Origin of the sequence: Chryseobacterium potabilaquae, from assembly GCF_902728265.1 — a bacterium.
GTDB lineage: Bacteria > Bacteroidota > Bacteroidia > Flavobacteriales > Weeksellaceae > Chryseobacterium > Chryseobacterium potabilaquae.
On sequence record NZ_CACVBR010000004.1, the window covers coordinates 47617 to 65166 of the forward strand.

20 protein-coding genes are annotated in these 17550 nt (G+C 31.5%); 10 read left to right on the top strand and 10 right to left on the bottom strand.

Features of this window, described 5'->3' with window-relative positions; genetic code table 11:
* Nucleotides 1-54: 54 nt before the first annotated feature.
* Genes gcvT through idi form a run of 3 tightly spaced genes read right to left on the bottom strand, consistent with a single transcriptional unit; the run spans nucleotide 55 to nucleotide 2123 of the window.
* Nucleotides 55-1131, bottom strand: a complete 1077-nt coding sequence (gene gcvT, locus CHRY9293_RS03755) for a glycine cleavage system aminomethyltransferase GcvT (protein ID WP_162031661.1) — start codon at nucleotides 1129-1131, stop codon at nucleotides 55-57.
* 8 nt (nucleotides 1132-1139) lie between these two features.
* The gene (locus CHRY9293_RS03760; protein ID WP_162031662.1) at nucleotides 1140-1613 is read right to left on the bottom strand and encodes a hypothetical protein; all 474 of its coding nucleotides are present in this window, start codon (nucleotides 1611-1613) and stop codon (nucleotides 1140-1142) included.
* The gene (gene idi / locus CHRY9293_RS03765) at nucleotides 1614-2123 is read right to left on the bottom strand and encodes an isopentenyl-diphosphate Delta-isomerase (protein WP_122546880.1); all 510 of its coding nucleotides are present in this window, start codon (nucleotides 2121-2123) and stop codon (nucleotides 1614-1616) included.
* Nucleotides 2124-2343: 220 nt separating this feature from the next.
* On the opposite strand from idi, the gene CHRY9293_RS03770 reads away from it, so the two are divergent.
* Nucleotides 2344-2748 carry an LNS2 domain-containing protein gene (locus CHRY9293_RS03770; RefSeq protein ID WP_162031663.1) on the top strand — a complete coding sequence of 135 codons (405 nt, stop codon included), beginning with the start codon at nucleotides 2344-2346 and terminating at the stop codon, nucleotides 2746-2748.
* A 71-nt stretch (nucleotides 2749-2819) separates the two neighbouring features.
* Complete coding sequence (locus CHRY9293_RS03775) at nucleotides 2820-3779, top strand: D-2-hydroxyacid dehydrogenase (RefSeq protein ID WP_162031664.1); 960 nt, start codon at nucleotides 2820-2822, stop codon at nucleotides 3777-3779.
* Between the two features lie 47 nt (nucleotides 3780-3826).
* Here CHRY9293_RS03775 and mscL read toward each other — a convergent pair whose 3' ends face one another.
* Nucleotides 3827-4204 (bottom strand): large conductance mechanosensitive channel protein MscL, encoded by a 378-nt coding sequence (gene mscL / locus CHRY9293_RS03780; protein WP_162031665.1) that lies wholly within the window; start codon nucleotides 4202-4204, stop codon nucleotides 3827-3829.
* A 205-nt stretch (nucleotides 4205-4409) separates the two neighbouring features.
* Here mscL and CHRY9293_RS03785 point away from each other — a divergent pair, with 205 nt between their 5' ends.
* Nucleotides 4410-5927 (top strand): NAD(P)H-hydrate dehydratase, encoded by a 1518-nt coding sequence (locus CHRY9293_RS03785; RefSeq protein WP_162031666.1) that lies wholly within the window; start codon nucleotides 4410-4412, stop codon nucleotides 5925-5927.
* Nucleotides 5928-5998: 71 nt separating this feature from the next.
* Here the strand turns inward: CHRY9293_RS03785 and lgt are convergent, their stop codons facing one another.
* Together lgt and yidD are read right to left on the bottom strand one after the other, a co-directional pair.
* Nucleotides 5999-6865 (bottom strand): prolipoprotein diacylglyceryl transferase, encoded by an 867-nt coding sequence (gene lgt, locus CHRY9293_RS03790; protein ID WP_162031755.1) that lies wholly within the window; start codon nucleotides 6863-6865, stop codon nucleotides 5999-6001.
* A gap of 414 nt (nucleotides 6866-7279) precedes the next feature.
* Nucleotides 7280-7525 carry a membrane protein insertion efficiency factor YidD gene (gene yidD / locus CHRY9293_RS03795; RefSeq protein ID WP_228455463.1) on the bottom strand — a complete coding sequence of 82 codons (246 nt, stop codon included), beginning with the start codon at nucleotides 7523-7525 and terminating at the stop codon, nucleotides 7280-7282.
* A gap of 193 nt (nucleotides 7526-7718) precedes the next feature.
* Here yidD and CHRY9293_RS03800 point away from each other — a divergent pair, with 193 nt between their 5' ends.
* The gene (locus CHRY9293_RS03800; RefSeq protein WP_162031667.1) at nucleotides 7719-8996 is read left to right on the top strand and encodes a replication-associated recombination protein A; all 1278 of its coding nucleotides are present in this window, start codon (nucleotides 7719-7721) and stop codon (nucleotides 8994-8996) included.
* Nucleotides 8997-9026: 30 nt separating this feature from the next.
* Here the strand turns inward: CHRY9293_RS03800 and CHRY9293_RS03805 are convergent, their stop codons facing one another.
* The 4 genes from CHRY9293_RS03805 to CHRY9293_RS03820 form a co-directional block, all read right to left on the bottom strand.
* Nucleotides 9027-9464 carry a hypothetical protein gene (locus CHRY9293_RS03805; protein WP_162031668.1) on the bottom strand — a complete coding sequence of 146 codons (438 nt, stop codon included), beginning with the start codon at nucleotides 9462-9464 and terminating at the stop codon, nucleotides 9027-9029.
* A 96-nt stretch (nucleotides 9465-9560) separates the two neighbouring features.
* Nucleotides 9561-11774, bottom strand: a complete 2214-nt coding sequence (locus CHRY9293_RS03810) for a DUF2339 domain-containing protein (protein ID WP_162031669.1) — start codon at nucleotides 11772-11774, stop codon at nucleotides 9561-9563.
* A gap of 127 nt (nucleotides 11775-11901) precedes the next feature.
* Nucleotides 11902-12750, bottom strand: coding sequence for a prephenate dehydratase (pheA, locus tag CHRY9293_RS03815; RefSeq protein ID WP_162031670.1), 849 nt, complete (start codon nucleotides 12748-12750; stop codon nucleotides 11902-11904).
* A gap of 60 nt (nucleotides 12751-12810) precedes the next feature.
* Nucleotides 12811-13221, bottom strand: coding sequence for an acyl-CoA thioesterase (locus tag CHRY9293_RS03820; protein ID WP_122546888.1), 411 nt, complete (start codon nucleotides 13219-13221; stop codon nucleotides 12811-12813).
* Nucleotides 13222-13357: 136 nt separating this feature from the next.
* Here CHRY9293_RS03820 and dnaA point away from each other — a divergent pair, with 136 nt between their 5' ends.
* The 6 genes from dnaA (at nucleotide 13358) to CHRY9293_RS03850 (ending at nucleotide 17408) form a co-directional block, all read left to right on the top strand.
* Nucleotides 13358-14812, top strand: coding sequence for a chromosomal replication initiator protein DnaA (gene dnaA, locus CHRY9293_RS03825; protein ID WP_162031671.1), 1455 nt, complete (start codon nucleotides 13358-13360; stop codon nucleotides 14810-14812).
* A gap of 95 nt (nucleotides 14813-14907) precedes the next feature.
* On the top strand, nucleotides 14908-15372 hold the full coding sequence (locus CHRY9293_RS03830) for a low molecular weight protein-tyrosine-phosphatase (protein ID WP_162031672.1): 465 nt from the start codon (nucleotides 14908-14910) through the stop codon (nucleotides 15370-15372).
* Nucleotides 15373-15395: 23 nt separating this feature from the next.
* A complete protein-coding gene (locus CHRY9293_RS03835; RefSeq protein ID WP_162031673.1) occupies nucleotides 15396-16094 on the top strand; it encodes an SAM-dependent methyltransferase in 699 nt (232 codons plus the stop codon).
* Between the two features lie 17 nt (nucleotides 16095-16111).
* Complete coding sequence (locus CHRY9293_RS03840) at nucleotides 16112-16399, top strand: hypothetical protein (RefSeq protein ID WP_162031674.1); 288 nt, start codon at nucleotides 16112-16114, stop codon at nucleotides 16397-16399.
* A gap of 5 nt (nucleotides 16400-16404) precedes the next feature.
* Nucleotides 16405-16578, top strand: a complete 174-nt coding sequence (locus CHRY9293_RS03845; RefSeq protein ID WP_162031675.1) for a hypothetical protein — start codon at nucleotides 16405-16407, stop codon at nucleotides 16576-16578.
* A gap of 263 nt (nucleotides 16579-16841) precedes the next feature.
* On the top strand, nucleotides 16842-17408 hold the full coding sequence (locus CHRY9293_RS03850) for a hypothetical protein (RefSeq protein ID WP_162031676.1): 567 nt from the start codon (nucleotides 16842-16844) through the stop codon (nucleotides 17406-17408).
* Nucleotides 17409-17550: the final 142 nt, after the last annotated feature.

Consider the following 17550-nt stretch of genomic DNA (forward strand, 5'->3'; position numbering starts at 1 on the left):
CGTAGCTTTCACTACGGTTTTATGATAAATATATATAAATGTATTGATTACATTTTATACAAAAGGGGTTTTTACCACTTTTGCAGGGATATTCTTATTTCTAACCTGGATAAAAATCTCGGAATCTAATTTAAAATGAGGTTTGTCTACATACGCAAGTCCTACACCTGTTTTCTTCATAGGAGATTGAGTTCCTGAAGTTACTTTTCCAATAATGTTACCTTCTGAATCTACAACAGGATAATCGTGTCTTGGAACACCTTTGTCTTGAAGTTCAAATCCTACCAACTTCTTAGTAATTCCCTCTTCTTTTTGTTTTGCGAAAGTATTTTTAGATATAAAATCTTTATCAAATTTTGTAATCCATCCTAGCCCGGCTTCGATAGGGGAGGTTGTATCATCAATATCATTCCCATATAGACAAAAACCTTTTTCAAGCCTTAAGGTATCTCTTGCCGCTAATCCACAAGGAATAATTCCTTCATTTTCTCCTGCATTTATTATCTCATCCCAAAGTTTTACAGCATCTTCGTTTTTAAAATAAATTTCAAACCCACCACTGCCCGTATATCCGGTATTGGAAATAATCACATTGTTTATTCCTGCAATTGTTCCTACTGTAAAATTATAATAAGGAATTTGAGAAAGATTAATATCTGTAAGTTTTTGAAGAATTTCTGTAGCTTTAGGTCCTTGAATGGCAAGTAATGACATATCATCTGATGCATTGGTCATTTTTGCTCCAAAAGTGTTATATTTTAAAATGTGATTCCAGTCTTTATCAATATTTGAAGCGTTTACCACTACGAAATATTTGTCATCTTCCATTTTATAAACAATAAGATCATCCACAATTCCTCCATTTTCATTCGGAAGACATGAATATTGTGCCTTACCATTTTCTAAAGCATTTACATTGTTTGTTGTAACGAGTTGTAAAAGATCTTTAGCGCCTGGCCCTTCAATAAAAAATTGTCCCATGTGGGAAACATCGAATAATCCTGCTTTCTCTCTCACCGCAAAATGTTCTTCAGTAACTCCAGAGTATTGTACAGGCATTTCAAAACCTGCAAAAGGTACGATTTTAGCTCCTAAAGAGACATGTTTATCATACAGTGCTGTTTTCTTCATATTTAACTTTATTTCTTTATTTTAAAACTATTAAGGGTTTGATTGAAAAGATTCATGTAATTTCCGTTCCAATATTTTTGACCACAATTGATAGATAAGAGATATAGATCTTTTTCTTTTTGAAAAACTTTAGTGATCCAGAAGACCTTCTCATTTTCGTCAAAATATTCATAAAAATACTCTGAATATCCTTTTTTACCTTTATTACTTTTTACTTTATTTTCATCATCATTTGATTGATAAAGAGCAAGGATAAACTTTTTTGTTTCTTCCATCGGGAGATTCAGACCATGATATTCCGAAATAGTAACTGCTCCAACTTCACTGGTGGGGAAAATATTGATGATATCATTATCATTGGTGGCTTTCCAGTCATTGGGTATATTAATAGAATAATTGGGACTATCGTATACTTGTTCTTTCTGAGAAAAACATAGCCCGCTGATGAAGGATGTTACTATAATTAATATGCTTTTTTTCATTTAAAAATGATGTTTATATTCCTCTAATATTATCTTAAACCATTCGGTGAAATTTTCTGGATTTTCAGATATTTCTTGATCAAGTTGTTCGATAGAAATATATCTTACTTCTTCTACTTCGTTAAGATTAAGATTGAAGTTAGCATTATAATTACCTATAAAAACATGGTCTAGTTCATGTTCCCAAAGTCCCCCTCCTACGTCTGCTTTATAGATAAAATTGAATTTTTCAGTAAGTTCGACTTCGATTCCGAGTTCTTCTTTAACCCTTCGTTTGGCTCCTTCTAAATAAGATTCTCCTTTTCTAGGGTGTGAGCAAACTGCATTGGTCCATTGGGAGGGAGAATGATATTTTTTTGAGGCTCTTTTTTGTAAAAGCATTTCTCCTTTTTCATTGAAGAGAAAAACAGAAAAAGCACGATGCAATAAACCATTGACATGAGCTTGCTGCTTCTCCATTACACCCAACATATTATCATGAGGATCTACTAAAACTACAAATTCTTCCATTCCTACAAATGTAAGTCTAATAAATGTATTTTGGAAATTTTTGATGAAGCGTCATATATTATATGAATTTGAGATGTTATAAATATAAATTGATATATATTTAGTCTCATCATGAATATACTTCTAAAATAAAAAAATGTGTTAAAAAAGTAATATATAGCTAAGTTTCAGAAATCTTTTGATCTAAAAAGCGTAACTTTGTCTTTCAACCTTTTTACTAATGGAATTAGAACACAAAGATCATATTAGTCCAATTCTTAAGGACGGAATAAAAAATTATTTAATAGATATTGATGGAACTATTACGGATGACGTACCCAATGAAGAACCAGAGAGAATGATTACTTGCGAACCATTTCCCGACGCTTTAGCAACAATTAATAAGTGGTATGATCAAGGACATCAAATATGTTTTTTTACCTCAAGAACAGAAAATTTAAAACAAATTACGATTGATTGGCTTGATAAGCATGGTTTTAAATATCATAGTGTCTTATGTGGAAAACCCAGAGGAGGAAATTATCATTGGATAGATAATCACTTGGTGAGAGCCACAAGATATAAAGGTAAATTTACAGACTTAGTCGAAAAACAAGTTACGATAGAAGTCTTCAAAGAAGACTAATTTTAATATATAAATTACCTCTATTACATAGTGGTTTTAACCTTTTAATTTTTGAAATATAGAACGTATTTATGAAAGTTTTAGCAAACGATGGATTGGATCAGTCTGGAATTGATTCATTAACGGAGAAAGGATTTGAAGTAATTACAAAGAAGGTTTCTCAAGATTCTTTAGCTGATTATATTAATGAGCATAAAATCCGTACTTTATTGGTACGTAGTGCAACGCAAGTAAGAAAGGATATCATTGATCATTGCCCTTCTTTGGAAATTATTGGACGGGGTGGTGTTGGAATGGATAATATTGATGTAGATTATGCTAGAGAAAAAGGGATTCATGTAATTAATACACCTTCCGCATCTTCAGAATCTGTTGCCGAATTGGTTTTTGCCCATTTATTTTCCGGAGCTAGATTTTTACAAGATTCTAATCGGAAAATGCCATTAGTAGGAGATGTAGAGTTTGCCAAACTTAAAAAATCATATGCAGCCGGTATTGAACTAAGAGGAAAAACAATTGGTATCATAGGAATGGGGAGAATTGGACAAGAGGTTGCAAGAATAGCATTAGGTCTTGGAATGAGAGTAGTTGCTGCTGATAATAATGTAGGAAGAGCCAGTATTAAAGTAAAGTTTTATAATAATCAGTTTATCAATGTAGATATTGAAACTGAACCTCTTCAACAAGTTTTGAAACATTCTGACTTTATTACACTCCATGTCCCGGCTCAAAAGGAAGGATATATGATTGGAGAACCTGAATTTGAAATAATGAAGGACGGGGTGGCGATTATAAATTGTTCTAGAGGAGGCGTTATTGATGAATCTGCTTTAATTAAAGCCTTGGATTCGGAGAAGGTAAGATTTGCAGGTCTTGATGTATTTATTAATGAACCTACGCCTTCTAAAGAAGTTTTAAATCATTCCAAAATTTCTTTAACCCCGCATACGGGTGCCTCTACTTTAGAAGCGCAGGATAGGATAGGGCTTTCCTTAGCGGAACAAATTTCTAGTATTTTACAAATTCACTAGTAATAAAAAAATAAAAATCACCTCAATGCTTTGAGGTGATTTCTTTTTTATATATTGGTTCTACTTTTTAAAAGATCTCGTATTTCCATTAGTAGTTTTTGATCTTCAGTAGGTCCTGTTACAGGTGCTTCTTTTTTGATCAATTTGTTAGCAGCTTTTATAATCCAAAATAAAACCATTGCAATGCATAAAAAGCTGATTATTGCAGAAAGAAAATTTCCATAAGCAATTCCATTCCAGGAAAGTTTTGATATGTTTTCAGCCCCGGCTGCTTTTAATGCCGGATTCAATAATATTGGAGTGATTACATCTTCCACCAATGATGAAACGATTTTTCCAAAAGCTGCTCCAATGATAACCCCCACGGCCAGATCAAGAACATTTCCTTTAAAAGTAAATTCTTTAAATTCTTTTAAAAATCCCATAGTTTATATCTTTAGTATTATAGTTATTATAAATTTTAATTTACGAAAAATTATAATAGAATATTTATTTTTTATTTAAAATAAGCTATTCATGTCTCTTTTATTTAAGAGGGTTTCTTCGTATTATGTTCCTAAACCTAAAGGAAACTTCAGATTTCTTTTGTAAATTGGCCGGCAATGATTAAGGCTAATAACAATATCAATTATGAAAATTTTTACCGCGGAACAAATACGTCAATGTGAACAATATACAGTTGAAAATGAAGATATTGATTCTCTGTATTTAATGGAAAAAGCTGCAGAAGCATGTGTGGACTGGATTGCAGCAAATTGTAAAAATCATAAAAACTTTGCGGTATTCTGTGGAAAAGGTAACAATGGAGGGGATGGTTTTGCCATTGCAACCATGCTTTATTTAAAGGGATATGATGTAGAAGTGTTTATAAATGACTTTAAGGATAAATTCTCAGAAGAGGCTGCTGTAAATCTTAGAAAATTTCGTGAAGTTTCAGGCATTGCGATGAAAAACTTTAAAGAAGTTGATTATTATCGTTTTGATCATAAAGCAATCATTATTGATGCTATTTTTGGAACGGGATTATCAAGAAAAATAGAGGGCGATTACCAAGAATTGATTGATAAACTGAATACGAAAAAGAATATCAAAATATCAATAGATATGCCTTCGGGACTTTTTTCAGATGAAATTTTACCCGAAGACACCACCGTTTTAAAAGCAGATTATACTCTGACATTTCAGTTTTGGAAGAAAAGCTTTCTTCATTCCGAAACCGGAAAATATGTAGGAAAAGTAATACCTCTAGATATCGATCTTGATAAAGATTTTATTTCGAATACAAATACAGACTATTTTATTATTGAAGATAAAGTGGTAGAGGGTATTTTTCATCCAAGATCTGAATTTTCTCATAAAGGAACCTATGGTAGGGTAACCATTGTAGGAGGAAGTTATGGAAAAATGGGAGCTGTAGTATTGGCTACTAAGGCGGCTTTAAAGTCAGGCTCGGGACTTACTTTTGCCCTGGCTCCGAAATGTGGCTCCGAAATCTTACAAATTTCAAATCCTGAAGCTATGTTTGTGGAAGGAGGAGATCAATATATTAATAGTTTTGATTTTGAAGAAGATTCGGTATATGGTATTGGCCCTGGGTTGGGAACACATATAGAAACGGAAGATAAAATATTAAAATTTTTAAGTGATTATTCTAGGCCTTTAATTTTAGATGCGGATGCATTGAATATTGTTGCTAAGAACAAAAAGAACTTGAAATCAATTCCTAAAAAATCTATTATAACTCCTCATCCAAAAGAGTTTGAGAGATTGTTTGGAGAGACAGAAAATTCATTTAAAAGATCTGAATTGGCAATAAAAAAGGCCAAAGAATTGCATATTTTTATTGTCCTAAAGGATCATCATACGCAAGTAATTACGCCAGAAGGAAAGGTTTATTATAATATAACGGGGAACGCAGGGTTGGCTAAAGGGGGAAGTGGTGATATATTAACCGGTATTTTAACATCTCTTCTTGCTCAAGGATATTCGGAAGAAAATGCAGCAATACTAGGTGTATGGATTCATGGAAAGGCAGCCGATTTTGCAGCTGAGAAGTTTTCAAAAGAATCGATGCTTCCTTCTGATGTTATTAATGAGCTAGGGAATGTTTTTGAAGAGTTGAATAGGAAAGTCTGTTTGGAATTATAAGAAGATTAATAAAAATATAGTAAAACTAAAAAAGGCAAGATTACATTTATTTGTAAACTTGCCTTTTTATTTTAGTCTGGCTTTTCGTTTTCTGCCTGGGTGATTTTAAATTTTTTTGACATCACCATAATCACTACTCCGGCAATCATAAATGGAATAGATAATACTTGCCCGGTATTGAGTGATCCGAGTTGGATAAATTCCGTTCCTTGAGGTTCTTTTAAAAACTCAACAAAAAATCGGATAGCCCATAAAATGATGAAAAACAATCCGAATAACCATCCTTGTTGGTATTTTTTATCGGTTTTTCTATATAATGCCCATAATAAAATAAATAGCACAATATATCCTATGGCTTCAAATAACTGACTTGGATATCTAGGTACCGTAACGCCATATTCGTTACTTTGTTGAGGGAAAAGTATGGCAAATGGAGAGTTTTGATCTGCAGGTTTTCCTAGGATTTCAGAATTAAAAAAGTTTCCCATTCTTACAAATGCTCCTCCTAATGAGACTACAATTCCTAATCTATCATATACCCATAGTGGATTTTTCTTAATAATCTTAAAAGAATAATAAAGAGTAGTAAATATCAACGCAATAGTAGCTCCATGGCTTGCTAATCCGGAAAATCCGGTGAATTTAAAACCATTTTTAGTGCTTATAGGTAAGAATATGCTCCAAAAGTCTTCTTTAAATAATTCAGGTTGATAAAAAATGACATGACCAATTCTTGCTCCAAGGATTGTTCCAATTAAAGTCCAAGTAAAAAGAGGTTCTAAATACTTTTGATTTACATTGTCAAGTTTAAAAATTTTAGTCATTAAGATATATCCAAAACCAAATGCAAAAATGAACATTAAGCTATAATAATGCAAAGTAATAGGACCTAAATGAATTCCTGTTGAAGGATCCCAGATGGCATAGGATGTTTCCAATTCTATTTTATCTGATGCTGCGAGTGGCTTACTTGCTTTTATGGCATATTTAAATGTTTGGATGTTTTCCGGAGTTACTGCATTTTCAATTAACTTAAAATTTTTATCATAGAATTGGTATTTCTGATCTTTAAATAAGTTTAAAGTAGAAGCACTAAAGCTATAATATTGTGGCTCAAAATTTGATTTGTTGAAAATAACTAAAACATTTCCTTCCGTTTTTCTATAGGGAAAAGTGTTTAGTTCGCCAAGCTCGGTTGTAGAAAAAATCTTTACCGGCATAACCGTAGAATTTACCTTTAAATCACCATCTGACAATCCTTTAGGAGAGTTTTGTGCCCAAAACAATTGAGTTGTACAAGCGAATATGATCAAGTAAATTCTGAAAAAAAGGTTACTCATTACTATTATTTATTATTTATTATTTAATTGTTTTTTAGGTGGAACAGGGTCATATCCGCTCCCTCCCCAAGGATGACATTTCACAATTCTTTTTATCCCCATCCAAAATCCCCTTAATATTCCATGTGTTTGGAGTGCTTCTACCATATAATGTGAACAAGTAGGCTCATAACGACAGTTTTTTGGAAGGATGGGCGAAATAAACCACTGGTAAAATCTAATTAAAATTACCAACGGAAAAGTGATTATTTTGTTCAATGTAAATTTCAAAACAATGCAAAAATAGGGTAAAAAAATGAAAATTAGTTTAAATTTGTTAGAACTTTAACAGAGATAGACATGTACTTGTTAAATATATTTTACTGTTTATTAATTAAATAGCTTTATAGATATAAATCAAGATACCTGTATAAAATGTTGTAATACTTTACTTTAAAACAAATCAGAAATTTTGAATCAAAATATTCCATTAGCAGAAAGATTAAGACCTAAAACTTTAGATGATGTTTTGGGACAGGAGCATCTTACCGGAGAAAATGGTACCATACGAAAAATGGTAGAGAATAATACGTTAAATTCTCTCATATTCTGGGGACCTCCGGGAACAGGGAAAACTACGCTTGCAGAAATTATTTCTGAAAAATCCGGAAGAAAATTTTATAAAATTTCTGCGGTATCTTCGGGGGTAAAAGATGTTCGTGATGTGATTGAAGATGCAAAAAAACAAAATCTATTTTCAGGGAAGTCTCCCATTTTGTTTATAGATGAGATTCACCGCTTTAATAAGTCGCAACAGGATTCCCTTCTTCATGCTGTAGAAAAAGGCTGGATTATATTAATAGGAGCTACAACAGAAAATCCTAGTTTTGAAGTGGTTTCTGCTTTACTTTCCCGTAGTCAGGTGTATGTACTCAAAGCTTTAAGTTATGATAAACTTGAAGACTTAATTGATATAGCTTCTGCTCAGTATAATAAGGATGAAAATACTACATTTGAAATCGTTGAGAAAGAAGCTTTTATTCAATATTCGGGAGGGGATGGAAGAAAATTAATTAACTCTGTTGAATCTGTTTTGAATCAATTTAAGAATTCAAAGAATATTCAGATTAAAAATGAAGATGTTCTGGAAGTTCTCCAAGAAACGATGGCTCTTTATGATAAAAATGGGGAACAACATTATGATATTATTTCGGCTTTTATAAAATCTATGCGTGGGAGTGATCCTAACGGGGCTGTGTATTGGCTGGCGAGAATGATTGCAGGGGGAGAGGATATCAAGTTTATAGCCAGAAGAATGGTGATTTTGGCAGCGGAAGATATAGGTCTTGCGAATCCTAATGCATTAGTTATTGCCAATAATTGCTTTCAGGCAGTCAATGTTATAGGCAATCCGGAAGCAAGGATTATATTGAGTGAAGCTGCAATCTATTTAGCCGTTTCACCAAAAAGTAATTCTGCCTATATGGCTATTAATGAGGCATTAGCTTTGGTAAAACAAACAGGAAATCTTCCGGTTCCTTTACACTTAAGAAATGCGCCTACTAAACTTATGAAAGATCTTGACTACGGAAAAGAATACAAATATGCTCATTCATTTGAGGGAAATTTTGTGGAACAGGCCTTTTTGCCAGAAGCGATTCAGGATATCAAACTATATGAGCCAGGAAATAATTCTACAGAAAAAAAGATTTATGAAGAGTTGAAGAAAAAATGGACTAAAAAATACTAATAAAAAAGGATACCCATAAGTATCCTTTTGTTATTTCGATGAGGTTTTTATATCCAAATATTTTTTTCCGTTATTTTCTTTGATCGCAACTTTTGGTAAAATCTCAGCATATACAAGAATATCGGGATCCGAGAATTGATAGTCATCAATGTAAACAGGTGTTTCTTTAGGAAGACCGTTGATTTCATTCACTTGAGCTATAGAAAGTCTATCCAAGCCTTCTTGTCCATTTTTAATGGTATATACAACCAGTCCTTTATCGGCTAAATAGCTATACTTTTTTAAATCTTTAGGTAGACTAGCCGCAGTTTTGTATTCATTTTTACTTTGAATAATTTGTTTTTTAGAGTTGAATAAACTTACGGTTCCTACTATATCGTTAGCAATAGCAAATTGGTTACCAGAATTTTTTTGAGCAAATGAAATTGCAGAAGTGAAAAGGAATAAGCAATAAAGAGCTCTTTTCATAATTGATGGAATATAAATGTTAAAAAACTGGATAAATATAATTAATTTTTATAAAATATAAATAGCTTTTTGGGTTGGCTCTAAACTTTTGAATAATTATGAACTCTCATTTTTATTGTCATTTTCTTTTTTGTCAACCATGTTTCTAATAATATTTTTTAGCCTTTGAAAAAGGAATGAGCTTAGTAATAAAATGATTCCCAAAATAATAAAAGCAATAATCCTTGAAATATTATCCATTTGCCAAACATCATATGCATACAGTTTTAATATAGTGATTGCAATAAGTGAAACCCCGGCTTTATTAAGTTCTGAAAGATTTTTCTTTAAGCCATAATAAATAAAGATACTTGCTAGAATTGCCCAAATTATGGGTAAATACAAAATACTGAAATGATTACCCAGCTTATCTATTTGCAGAATACTATTAGCATTTGATAATATATAGAGATGATAAAGTTCATAGCTTATCGTTACGACTATCGTTAAAGAGAGAAGCCAATAGGATATTTGGGTTTTTAAAAAATCGGACTTAGGGATGATCTTCCATAGGGTGAACAGAAAAGGAAGGCAATACAATAAATGGATACAATAAAATGGAGTTTGTATTTTTTTTGATAAAATAGCGATCACAATTTCTGATCCTGAAAATGAACCACTAAGAATAATAAAGACTAAAAAAAGATAGATAAGTCCAGATTGAATATGGGTGTTAATATGAATTTTTTTACCACATATAAGCAAAGAAAAAATATAATATACAGTAAATAATAACCCTATGCTGACAATGAAAGCGGATGGCCTTTCCGAGATATGGTATATAATTTCTAGTAGTAAAGCAAAATAAATAACTCCAAAACTTAATACTTTATAAGCTTGCTCAAAAAAACTATGATTACGATTTTCAATTTGTGGAATTTTTTTTAGCAAAAACTGATTAATAAGAATGGTTATAATGGTCACAAAGCTCGTAAGAAAAACAGGGTTGAATATAACTTTTAAATCGTTTATACTAATATAGGCCGTCCAAGTGACAGCTTGAGCAATAATTACCAATGGAAATAGAATGTAAAAACAAATTTTAAAAATAGACAAATTAGTTTTTTTCCAGAGAAATAAAAGTAAAGTAGCTTCTATGGCCCAAACGGTAGTAATTAAATAGGTTTTGAATTGTAATGCAATAGCGATGGTAATAAGACTGACTGTTATTCCAGTAAATACCGAATAATTGGTGCCAAAGTTTTTATTACGGCTTTCTTTTAATAGTAATGCTCCATTGATAATTGCAAAAATAAGAGGAAATACAATTACCGGTTCATATTGCAAATCATTAAAAATATAAACTAATCCTAAGGTACTTAAACAATTGATTAAAACGAGCATTAATATGTCAAGGGAGGAGATAATATTCTTCTTGAAATAATCTTTTAATGCGAAAACATAAAAAACAATATAATTAATTATGTAGAAAGGGATGCTTAGAAGTTCTGTATGATCTACTGTCCAATATAATAAGTAAATACTCGTTAAAATGAATCCTAGCCAACCTGTGCTTTTCCAGTTTTTGAGGAATACAATACTTAAAATTCCTATATTTAAAATTGATATATAAGAAAAGAGAAATAAATAGTTGCTCTCTCCAGTACTAATCATTAAGGGTGCAGCAAATCCTCCAAGCATGGAGAATATGAATAATGTTTCACTTTTATAATAATAAGAAATTCCGATTGAAACTAATGTAATTATACAAATAAGAATAAAGGAAATACTTTGTGTAAAGAGATGATATTCTCTAAACGCAATAGTAATGGTAAAGTACAATACAGCGATACCTCCTCCTGTAATGATTGATGAAAATATCTTGTAATTTTTTCGGAAAAAATATCCGATAAGCATAATTCCAATTCCGGCAAGCATTCCGATTCCAACTCTTCCCAATTCTCCAATCCAATTTTTGTCAATTGCATATTTTACAAAATAGGCGATACCTAATACAAGAGTCAAAATTCCAACTATGGTTAATGCATTTTGTTTTAAAAAATCAAATAGCGGATTGAATTTTTCTTTTTGAGGAATACGCTCACTTCTTTCAGGAATTATAGTTTCCTGTACGATTTCCTTTTCCTGCTTATTTTCCCTTGAAAATTGTACTTCAGGTTTTTTTATCGCTGCTACATTCTCATTTTCATTTACTTTATCAATATTCTTCAAATTAAAGAGCTCATTTTCTAAATTTTTAATTCTATTATTGAGCTTGTTATATAAGAAGAGAATTAATATTACAACAAGTATGGTGAAAAAAAATTCCATTGTTCTGTGTTTTATTGTCAAATATAACTATTTGTCTGGAATCAAGGAAAGAATATAACAGTCATAAAAATAAGGTGTTATTAAAACAACAACACCTTATTGAACATTCTATTGAAAAGTCTTTGACTTAACTTTCTAGTAAAAATTCTTTATAATTACCCAGAAAAGATACTTGGGTGTTTATAGACTCTAATTCTGCAATTGCGTTTTCATATAATACGGATTCCCATTTACCGACCACATTAATGAGAAAGAAATAATTTCCCAGGCCTGTTTTTAATGTTCGGGATTCTATTTTACTAAGATTCATATTTCTCCATGCAAATACAGATAATACTTGGTGCAGACCTCCTGAATGATCATTGGGTAAAGTAATAATGAGTCCTGACTTTTCTCCTAATACTTCTAATTGATTATTATAATATTGTTCTTTTCGTTTAGAAATTATAATAAATCGGGTATGATTTTGTTCAAAATCCTGGATATTTCTATTGATGATTTTTAAATTATACAAATTGGCTGCAAATTGGTTGGCTATTGCCGCTCTTTTGAGTTCAGGATGCTCAGATATATAGAGAGCAGCAGCAGCAGTTGATGAGAAATCTTTCCGTTGTACATTCTTATAATGAGCATCCAAAAAATGAAAACTTTGTGCTAATGCTTGAGGATGAGAATATATTTTTTCAATATCGTAAGCGTTGTTATCAGGATGGATCATTAAATGATGAGCTATTGGCATGACGGCCTCAGCCTCTATTGTGATAAAAGGTGTTTTATATAGATAGTCTAGTGTCATGGAAACAGTACCTTCAATAGAATTCTCTAAAGGAACAACTGCTTTATCCACATGTCCATGAGCCACATCATTAAAACAATCTAAAATATTGATTTTGGGGATAAGCTCTTCTTTAGGAAAAAGCTGAGAGGCTGCTAATTGCGTAAAACTAGCTTGAGGGCCTAAAAATGCAATCTTCATCATATATCATTTTTAAAGGGTTAAACATAAGAAAAAATTTACTGCTAAGGAAGCCTTACATTATTCTTTCCAATTTTCTTTTACCAGCTGCATTAGAAATTCCGGACATTTGATTACTTTATTAGTTTTGGCGTCTAAAAAGAAAAGAGTAGTAGATGCTTCCGTTATTTTTATATTTTCTTCGTTGAAAATTTCGTATTCAAATTCAATTCTTACGCCAGGAATTTTTTTTACATACGTATGGATTATTAATTTTTGATCATATAAAGCGGGTCTTAAATACTTAATTTTATATTCAGAAACGGGTAACCAAATTCCTTGATTTTCAATCTCATTATATGGTATTCCGATGCTTCGAAAAAGTTCAACTCGACCGACTTCAAAATACTCTGCATAGTTTCCATAATATACATATTTCATCGGATCTGTCTCTCCGTAACGTACTCTTAATGAGGTGGTTGTGTGTATCATTTTAAGGTGTAAATTAATCATACAAATATATTTTTAAATAATCAATACCCGCAATATTTTTTTTTAAAAATAAAAAATTGGACCTTTGTCTTCCTTCTAAAAAAAAGTACTAACCAGCAATTAATCGGGGCAAATTATGGATGAAAATTTAATGATGATATGGCAGAGGTGCCTTCAGTTTATGCGTGATAATCTTAACGCTGCTGAAGACAATTCTGATCTAAAAAAACTCGAAAAATCTTTCGATTTGTTGTTTGACAAAGTGCGGCCTGTTTCGTTAGTTGATAATAACCTTACTTTAATGGTTCCGAGTGATTTTTACAAGGAATATATCGAAGATAATTACTTATCACTTCTTTCAGCTGCTCTAAAAAAATATATAGGAAAAGGGGTAAAACTGTGGTATTCAGTAATGGAAAACAAACCGAGTGACTCGGGAAAATCAGTTACCATGAATATGAAAGGGAAAACAGTCCCTACTCCTAAGATCCAGGAAACAATGCCGCAGGGTTTTTCTTCTAATATTGTGAATCCTTTTGTGGTTCCTGGAATCAAAAAAGTAAATATAGATTCTAACTTAAAGTCTGACTTTTCCTTTGAAAATTATGTGGAAGGAGAGAGTAATAAGTTTGCTGCTACGGTGGCAAGATCTATTGCAAAAAGACCGGGAGCTACTGCATTCAATCCTTTGTTTTTATATGGAGGATATGGAGTGGGGAAAACTCACTTGGGTCAGGCAGTAGGTCTAGAGGTTAAAAATCAATTTCCAGATAAGGTTGTATTATACTTATCTTCTGAAAAGTTTATTCAACAGTTTATTTCGGCCGCTAAAGCCCATAAACAAACAGAATTTGCTAATTTTTATCAAATGGTGGATGTCTTGATTATAGATGATATCCAATTCCTTTCAGGAAAATCGGCAACTCAGGATAGTTTTTTCCATATTTTTGATTATTTACATCAAAATGGAAAACAGATTATCCTTACTTCAGATAAAGCGCCGGCAGATATAATGGATATTCAGGACAGGATTGTTTCTCGTTTCAAATGGGGACTTTCAGCTGAAATAAAATCTCCTGATTATAATACACGTAAGCAAATTATTGTAGATAAGTTAAGTAGGGACGGGATTGTTCTTACAGAAGATATGTTGGATTTTCTTGCTTCAGAGGCAAAGACAAATGTAAGAGAGCTTATTGGAGTAATTAACTCAGTTATTGCTTATTCTACTATTTATAAATCAGATTTGAGTCTTGAATTGTTAAAAGAAACAATCAATAAAATTGCGGCAAATCAGAAAAAAATAATCAATATTCCTTATATTCAAGAAGTGGTTTGCGATTATTTTGGTATTAAAAGAGAGCAACTTTTGTCTAAAACAAGAAAAAGAGAAATTGCACTTCCAAGACAATTAGCGATGTATTTCGCAAAAGAATTGACAAATGCTACCTTTACAAAAATTGGTGAAGAAATGGGAGGAAAAGATCACTCTACAGTAATGTATGCTTGTGAAACCATTAAAGATGTTTCTAAAATAGATAAAGAAGTTAAGAAATACGTAAAAGAGCTTAGCGAAAGAATTAAACATTAGGATAAAATATAATTTATATAGTTAAAAAATGAAGAATTTATTCTTCATTTTTTTGTTTAGATTTGTAAGTAAATACCATTTTAATTTTACAGGATATGAAAATATTATTGGTTTGTTTAGGGAATATTTGCAGAAGTCCTTTGGCTGAAGGAGTTCTAAGAGAAAAACTTCCTGGTGATTTTTTTGTGGATTCCGCAGGAATAATTTCTGTACATGAAGGAAAATCTCCTGATGAAAGGGCCGTAAAAACGGCATCAAATCATCAGATTGATATTTCCAATCAACGATCAAGACCTATTACAGATGCTGATTTTGAAAATTTTGATAAAATTTACTGTATGGATATGAGGGTGTTGAATGAAGTAATTTCAAAAATTAAAAATGAAAGACATCATGAAAAAGTATCCTTATTTTTGTCGGCCACAGGAGAAGGGATACAAAATGCAGAAGTTCCTGATCCTTATTGGGGAGAAATGGATGACTTTGAGAATGTATTTCAGCTTTTGGATTCAGCATGTCATAAGATTGCAGCCCATTTAAGGAATGAGTTGAATAATTAAAAATGTATAATATAATTTAAAAAATGCTTTTTTTACTTCCTGCCTATCTTTCGGAGAATACTCCTATTACTCATTTTTCTCCTATTATTAAGGAGTATATTCTCAATAATGATTATTTTTTTGTGGAAAATGAAAAAACAGCAAGAAAAGTTATAAAATTTTTTGCTCCTGAGAAAAAGCAATCAGATTTGAAATTGTTTTTATTGGACAAGTATACGGAAAATTCAGATATAAAAGAAGCCCAAGAGCTGATGATAAAGGGACAGGATTTTGGATTGCTTTCAGAGGCCGGACTTCCTTGTATTGCAGATCCGGGAAATTTAATAGTAAAATGGTGTCATGAGAAAAATATTCAAATAATTCCTATTTCGGGTCCCTCATCGATCATATTAGCTCTTATTTCTAGTGGTTTTAATGGGCAAGAATTTACATTTCACGGATATCTACCTATTGATAAAGGAGAAAAGAAAAAGCAAATTATATACTTGGAAAGCCAGGTACAGAAAACGGGTTATTCTCAGATTTTTATGGAAACACCTTATAGGAATAACCAATTGTTTGAAGATTTATGCAAATTTTTATCACCTAGCACAAAGCTTTGTATTGCAGCTAATATTAACGATCAGGAAAATGAGTTTATCAAAACCAAGACCTTAAAAGATTGGCAGAAATCGAAACCGGAACTACACAAAATTCCCGCTGTTTTCCTGTTGGGAAAATAGCTTTAATAAATACAAATATGAGAAATAATCCTTTTGTTACACTCCTTTTATTATGCTGTGTAGAAATTATGCTGTATGTGTATTGTGGCTATATTAATTTCGTCCCTTTTGGAGATTGGGAGTTTTCATTGGCATTTCTTTGTTTTTTTATACCGGTAATATCTGTGATCATTAATTTTTGTCCCATGGATTCTTCCTACAGAAAAGCATTCAGATATTTAACGGTTTTTATGGTGATTGTTTCAATTATTATTTTTATTGGATTCTCCTATTTGTTAGCACTAGGAAAAGCTTATCAACACTAGAAAATATGAAAAAAACAGGATTAGATTATTTCAACCTTTTTCTTGCTTGTCTTTTTGTTTTACTGCTTATGCTGTATGGCTATGCATTAATTAAAGGTAAAGAGTTTGATAAATTAAAATGGAAGGCTGAAGTCCATAGTATGAGTGAGGATAAAGCGATGAAGAAAGGAAATATATAAGGGTAATCAATGCGAATCTTTTTAATAATTCAAATGATTCTGAAAATAGCACTGAGCTTAATTCTCCAGATCTTATTTATTCAAAAAGTACAGACTCAGTTTATTTTTGGAGAAAGGATGATCTTTTACCGGATTCTTTAAGTCTTAAGTATTATTCTATTGATGAAAAGAAGTTTTATTCACTTCATACGAAGCTTCCTTATGATAATTTAAAACAAGCTATTAAAAATAAACTTGTAGAATCTGTTGTATCTATTCAAATAATGCCCAAAGGGAAAATAGAATTATGGATAAAACAACCCGATAATGATGATTTTAAACCTTTTATCATTAAGAATTTTAGAGCGTTAGAAAGTACAGGGGATTTGGAGGAGCTGGTGTATCGAAAGTCTGGAGGTGAAAAATATAATGACTTTCCCGGTATAAAAAATGTAAGTGATTTTTCGGATATTCTTCGGAAAGAATATATATGGGGTGTAAAAGTGGAAGCAGAAGAGGGAGATGGTTTGAAAAAACTTGAAGTGGCAGGCTATGATGAAAATAGAATTGAGATTTCTAAAGAAGACCATGATGCAAAATTGCAAAATATTCCTAAAAGATTTTATATTGATTGGGGAGATAAGCAAGAGTATGGTATTCAGTATAGTTTTAATGCAGGAGAAATTCTTAATGCTTTTCGTAAACTTGATTCCATCAATGGGAGTGAACCTATTCAATTGACTTTTAAAGTATATAAAAATAAATATGCAGAATGCTTACTCTCTAAGAAAGGGGTCATTATTCCCTTAAAGGATCTATATCCTGATGATCCTATTAAGTATGCTCAATGATTTTGGAGTATAATTTTGGATAGGAAGCATTCAACTTGTTTTCATCCATAGAGAAACTCAAATTATTTCTTATTTTTATTCAATGAAAAAAACCTTTTAGCTGTCCTATTCTCTCCGTTTTTAGTATATGCTCAAGATGCTC

Coding starts and splice junctions, on each gene's coding strand:
- gcvT (WP_162031661.1), bottom strand. CDS start 1,131: ATGAAGAAAACAGCACTGTATGATAAACATGTCTCTTTAGGAGCTAAA.
- CHRY9293_RS03760 (WP_162031662.1), bottom strand. CDS start 1,613: ATGAAAAAAAGCATATTAATTATAGTAACATCCTTCATCAGCGGGCTA.
- idi (WP_122546880.1), bottom strand. CDS start 2,123: ATGGAAGAATTTGTAGTTTTAGTAGATCCTCATGATAATATGTTGGGT.
- CHRY9293_RS03770 (WP_162031663.1), top strand. CDS start 2,344: ATGGAATTAGAACACAAAGATCATATTAGTCCAATTCTTAAGGACGGA.
- CHRY9293_RS03775 (WP_162031664.1), top strand. CDS start 2,820: ATGAAAGTTTTAGCAAACGATGGATTGGATCAGTCTGGAATTGATTCA.
- mscL (WP_162031665.1), bottom strand. CDS start 4,204: ATGGGATTTTTAAAAGAATTTAAAGAATTTACTTTTAAAGGAAATGTT.
- CHRY9293_RS03785 (WP_162031666.1), top strand. CDS start 4,410: ATGAAAATTTTTACCGCGGAACAAATACGTCAATGTGAACAATATACA.
- CHRY9293_RS03805 (WP_162031668.1), bottom strand. CDS start 9,464: ATGAAAAGAGCTCTTTATTGCTTATTCCTTTTCACTTCTGCAATTTCA.
- CHRY9293_RS03810 (WP_162031669.1), bottom strand. CDS start 11,774: ATGGAATTTTTTTTCACCATACTTGTTGTAATATTAATTCTCTTCTTA.
- pheA (WP_162031670.1), bottom strand. CDS start 12,750: ATGAAGATTGCATTTTTAGGCCCTCAAGCTAGTTTTACGCAATTAGCA.
- CHRY9293_RS03820 (WP_122546888.1), bottom strand. CDS start 13,221: ATGATACACACAACCACCTCATTAAGAGTACGTTACGGAGAGACAGAT.
- dnaA (WP_162031671.1), top strand. CDS start 13,358: ATGGATGAAAATTTAATGATGATATGGCAGAGGTGCCTTCAGTTTATG.
- CHRY9293_RS03830 (WP_162031672.1), top strand. CDS start 14,908: ATGAAAATATTATTGGTTTGTTTAGGGAATATTTGCAGAAGTCCTTTG.
- CHRY9293_RS03835 (WP_162031673.1), top strand. CDS start 15,396: ATGCTTTTTTTACTTCCTGCCTATCTTTCGGAGAATACTCCTATTACT.
- CHRY9293_RS03840 (WP_162031674.1), top strand. CDS start 16,112: ATGAGAAATAATCCTTTTGTTACACTCCTTTTATTATGCTGTGTAGAA.
- CHRY9293_RS03845 (WP_162031675.1), top strand. CDS start 16,405: ATGAAAAAAACAGGATTAGATTATTTCAACCTTTTTCTTGCTTGTCTT.
- CHRY9293_RS03850 (WP_162031676.1), top strand. CDS start 16,842: ATGCCCAAAGGGAAAATAGAATTATGGATAAAACAACCCGATAATGAT.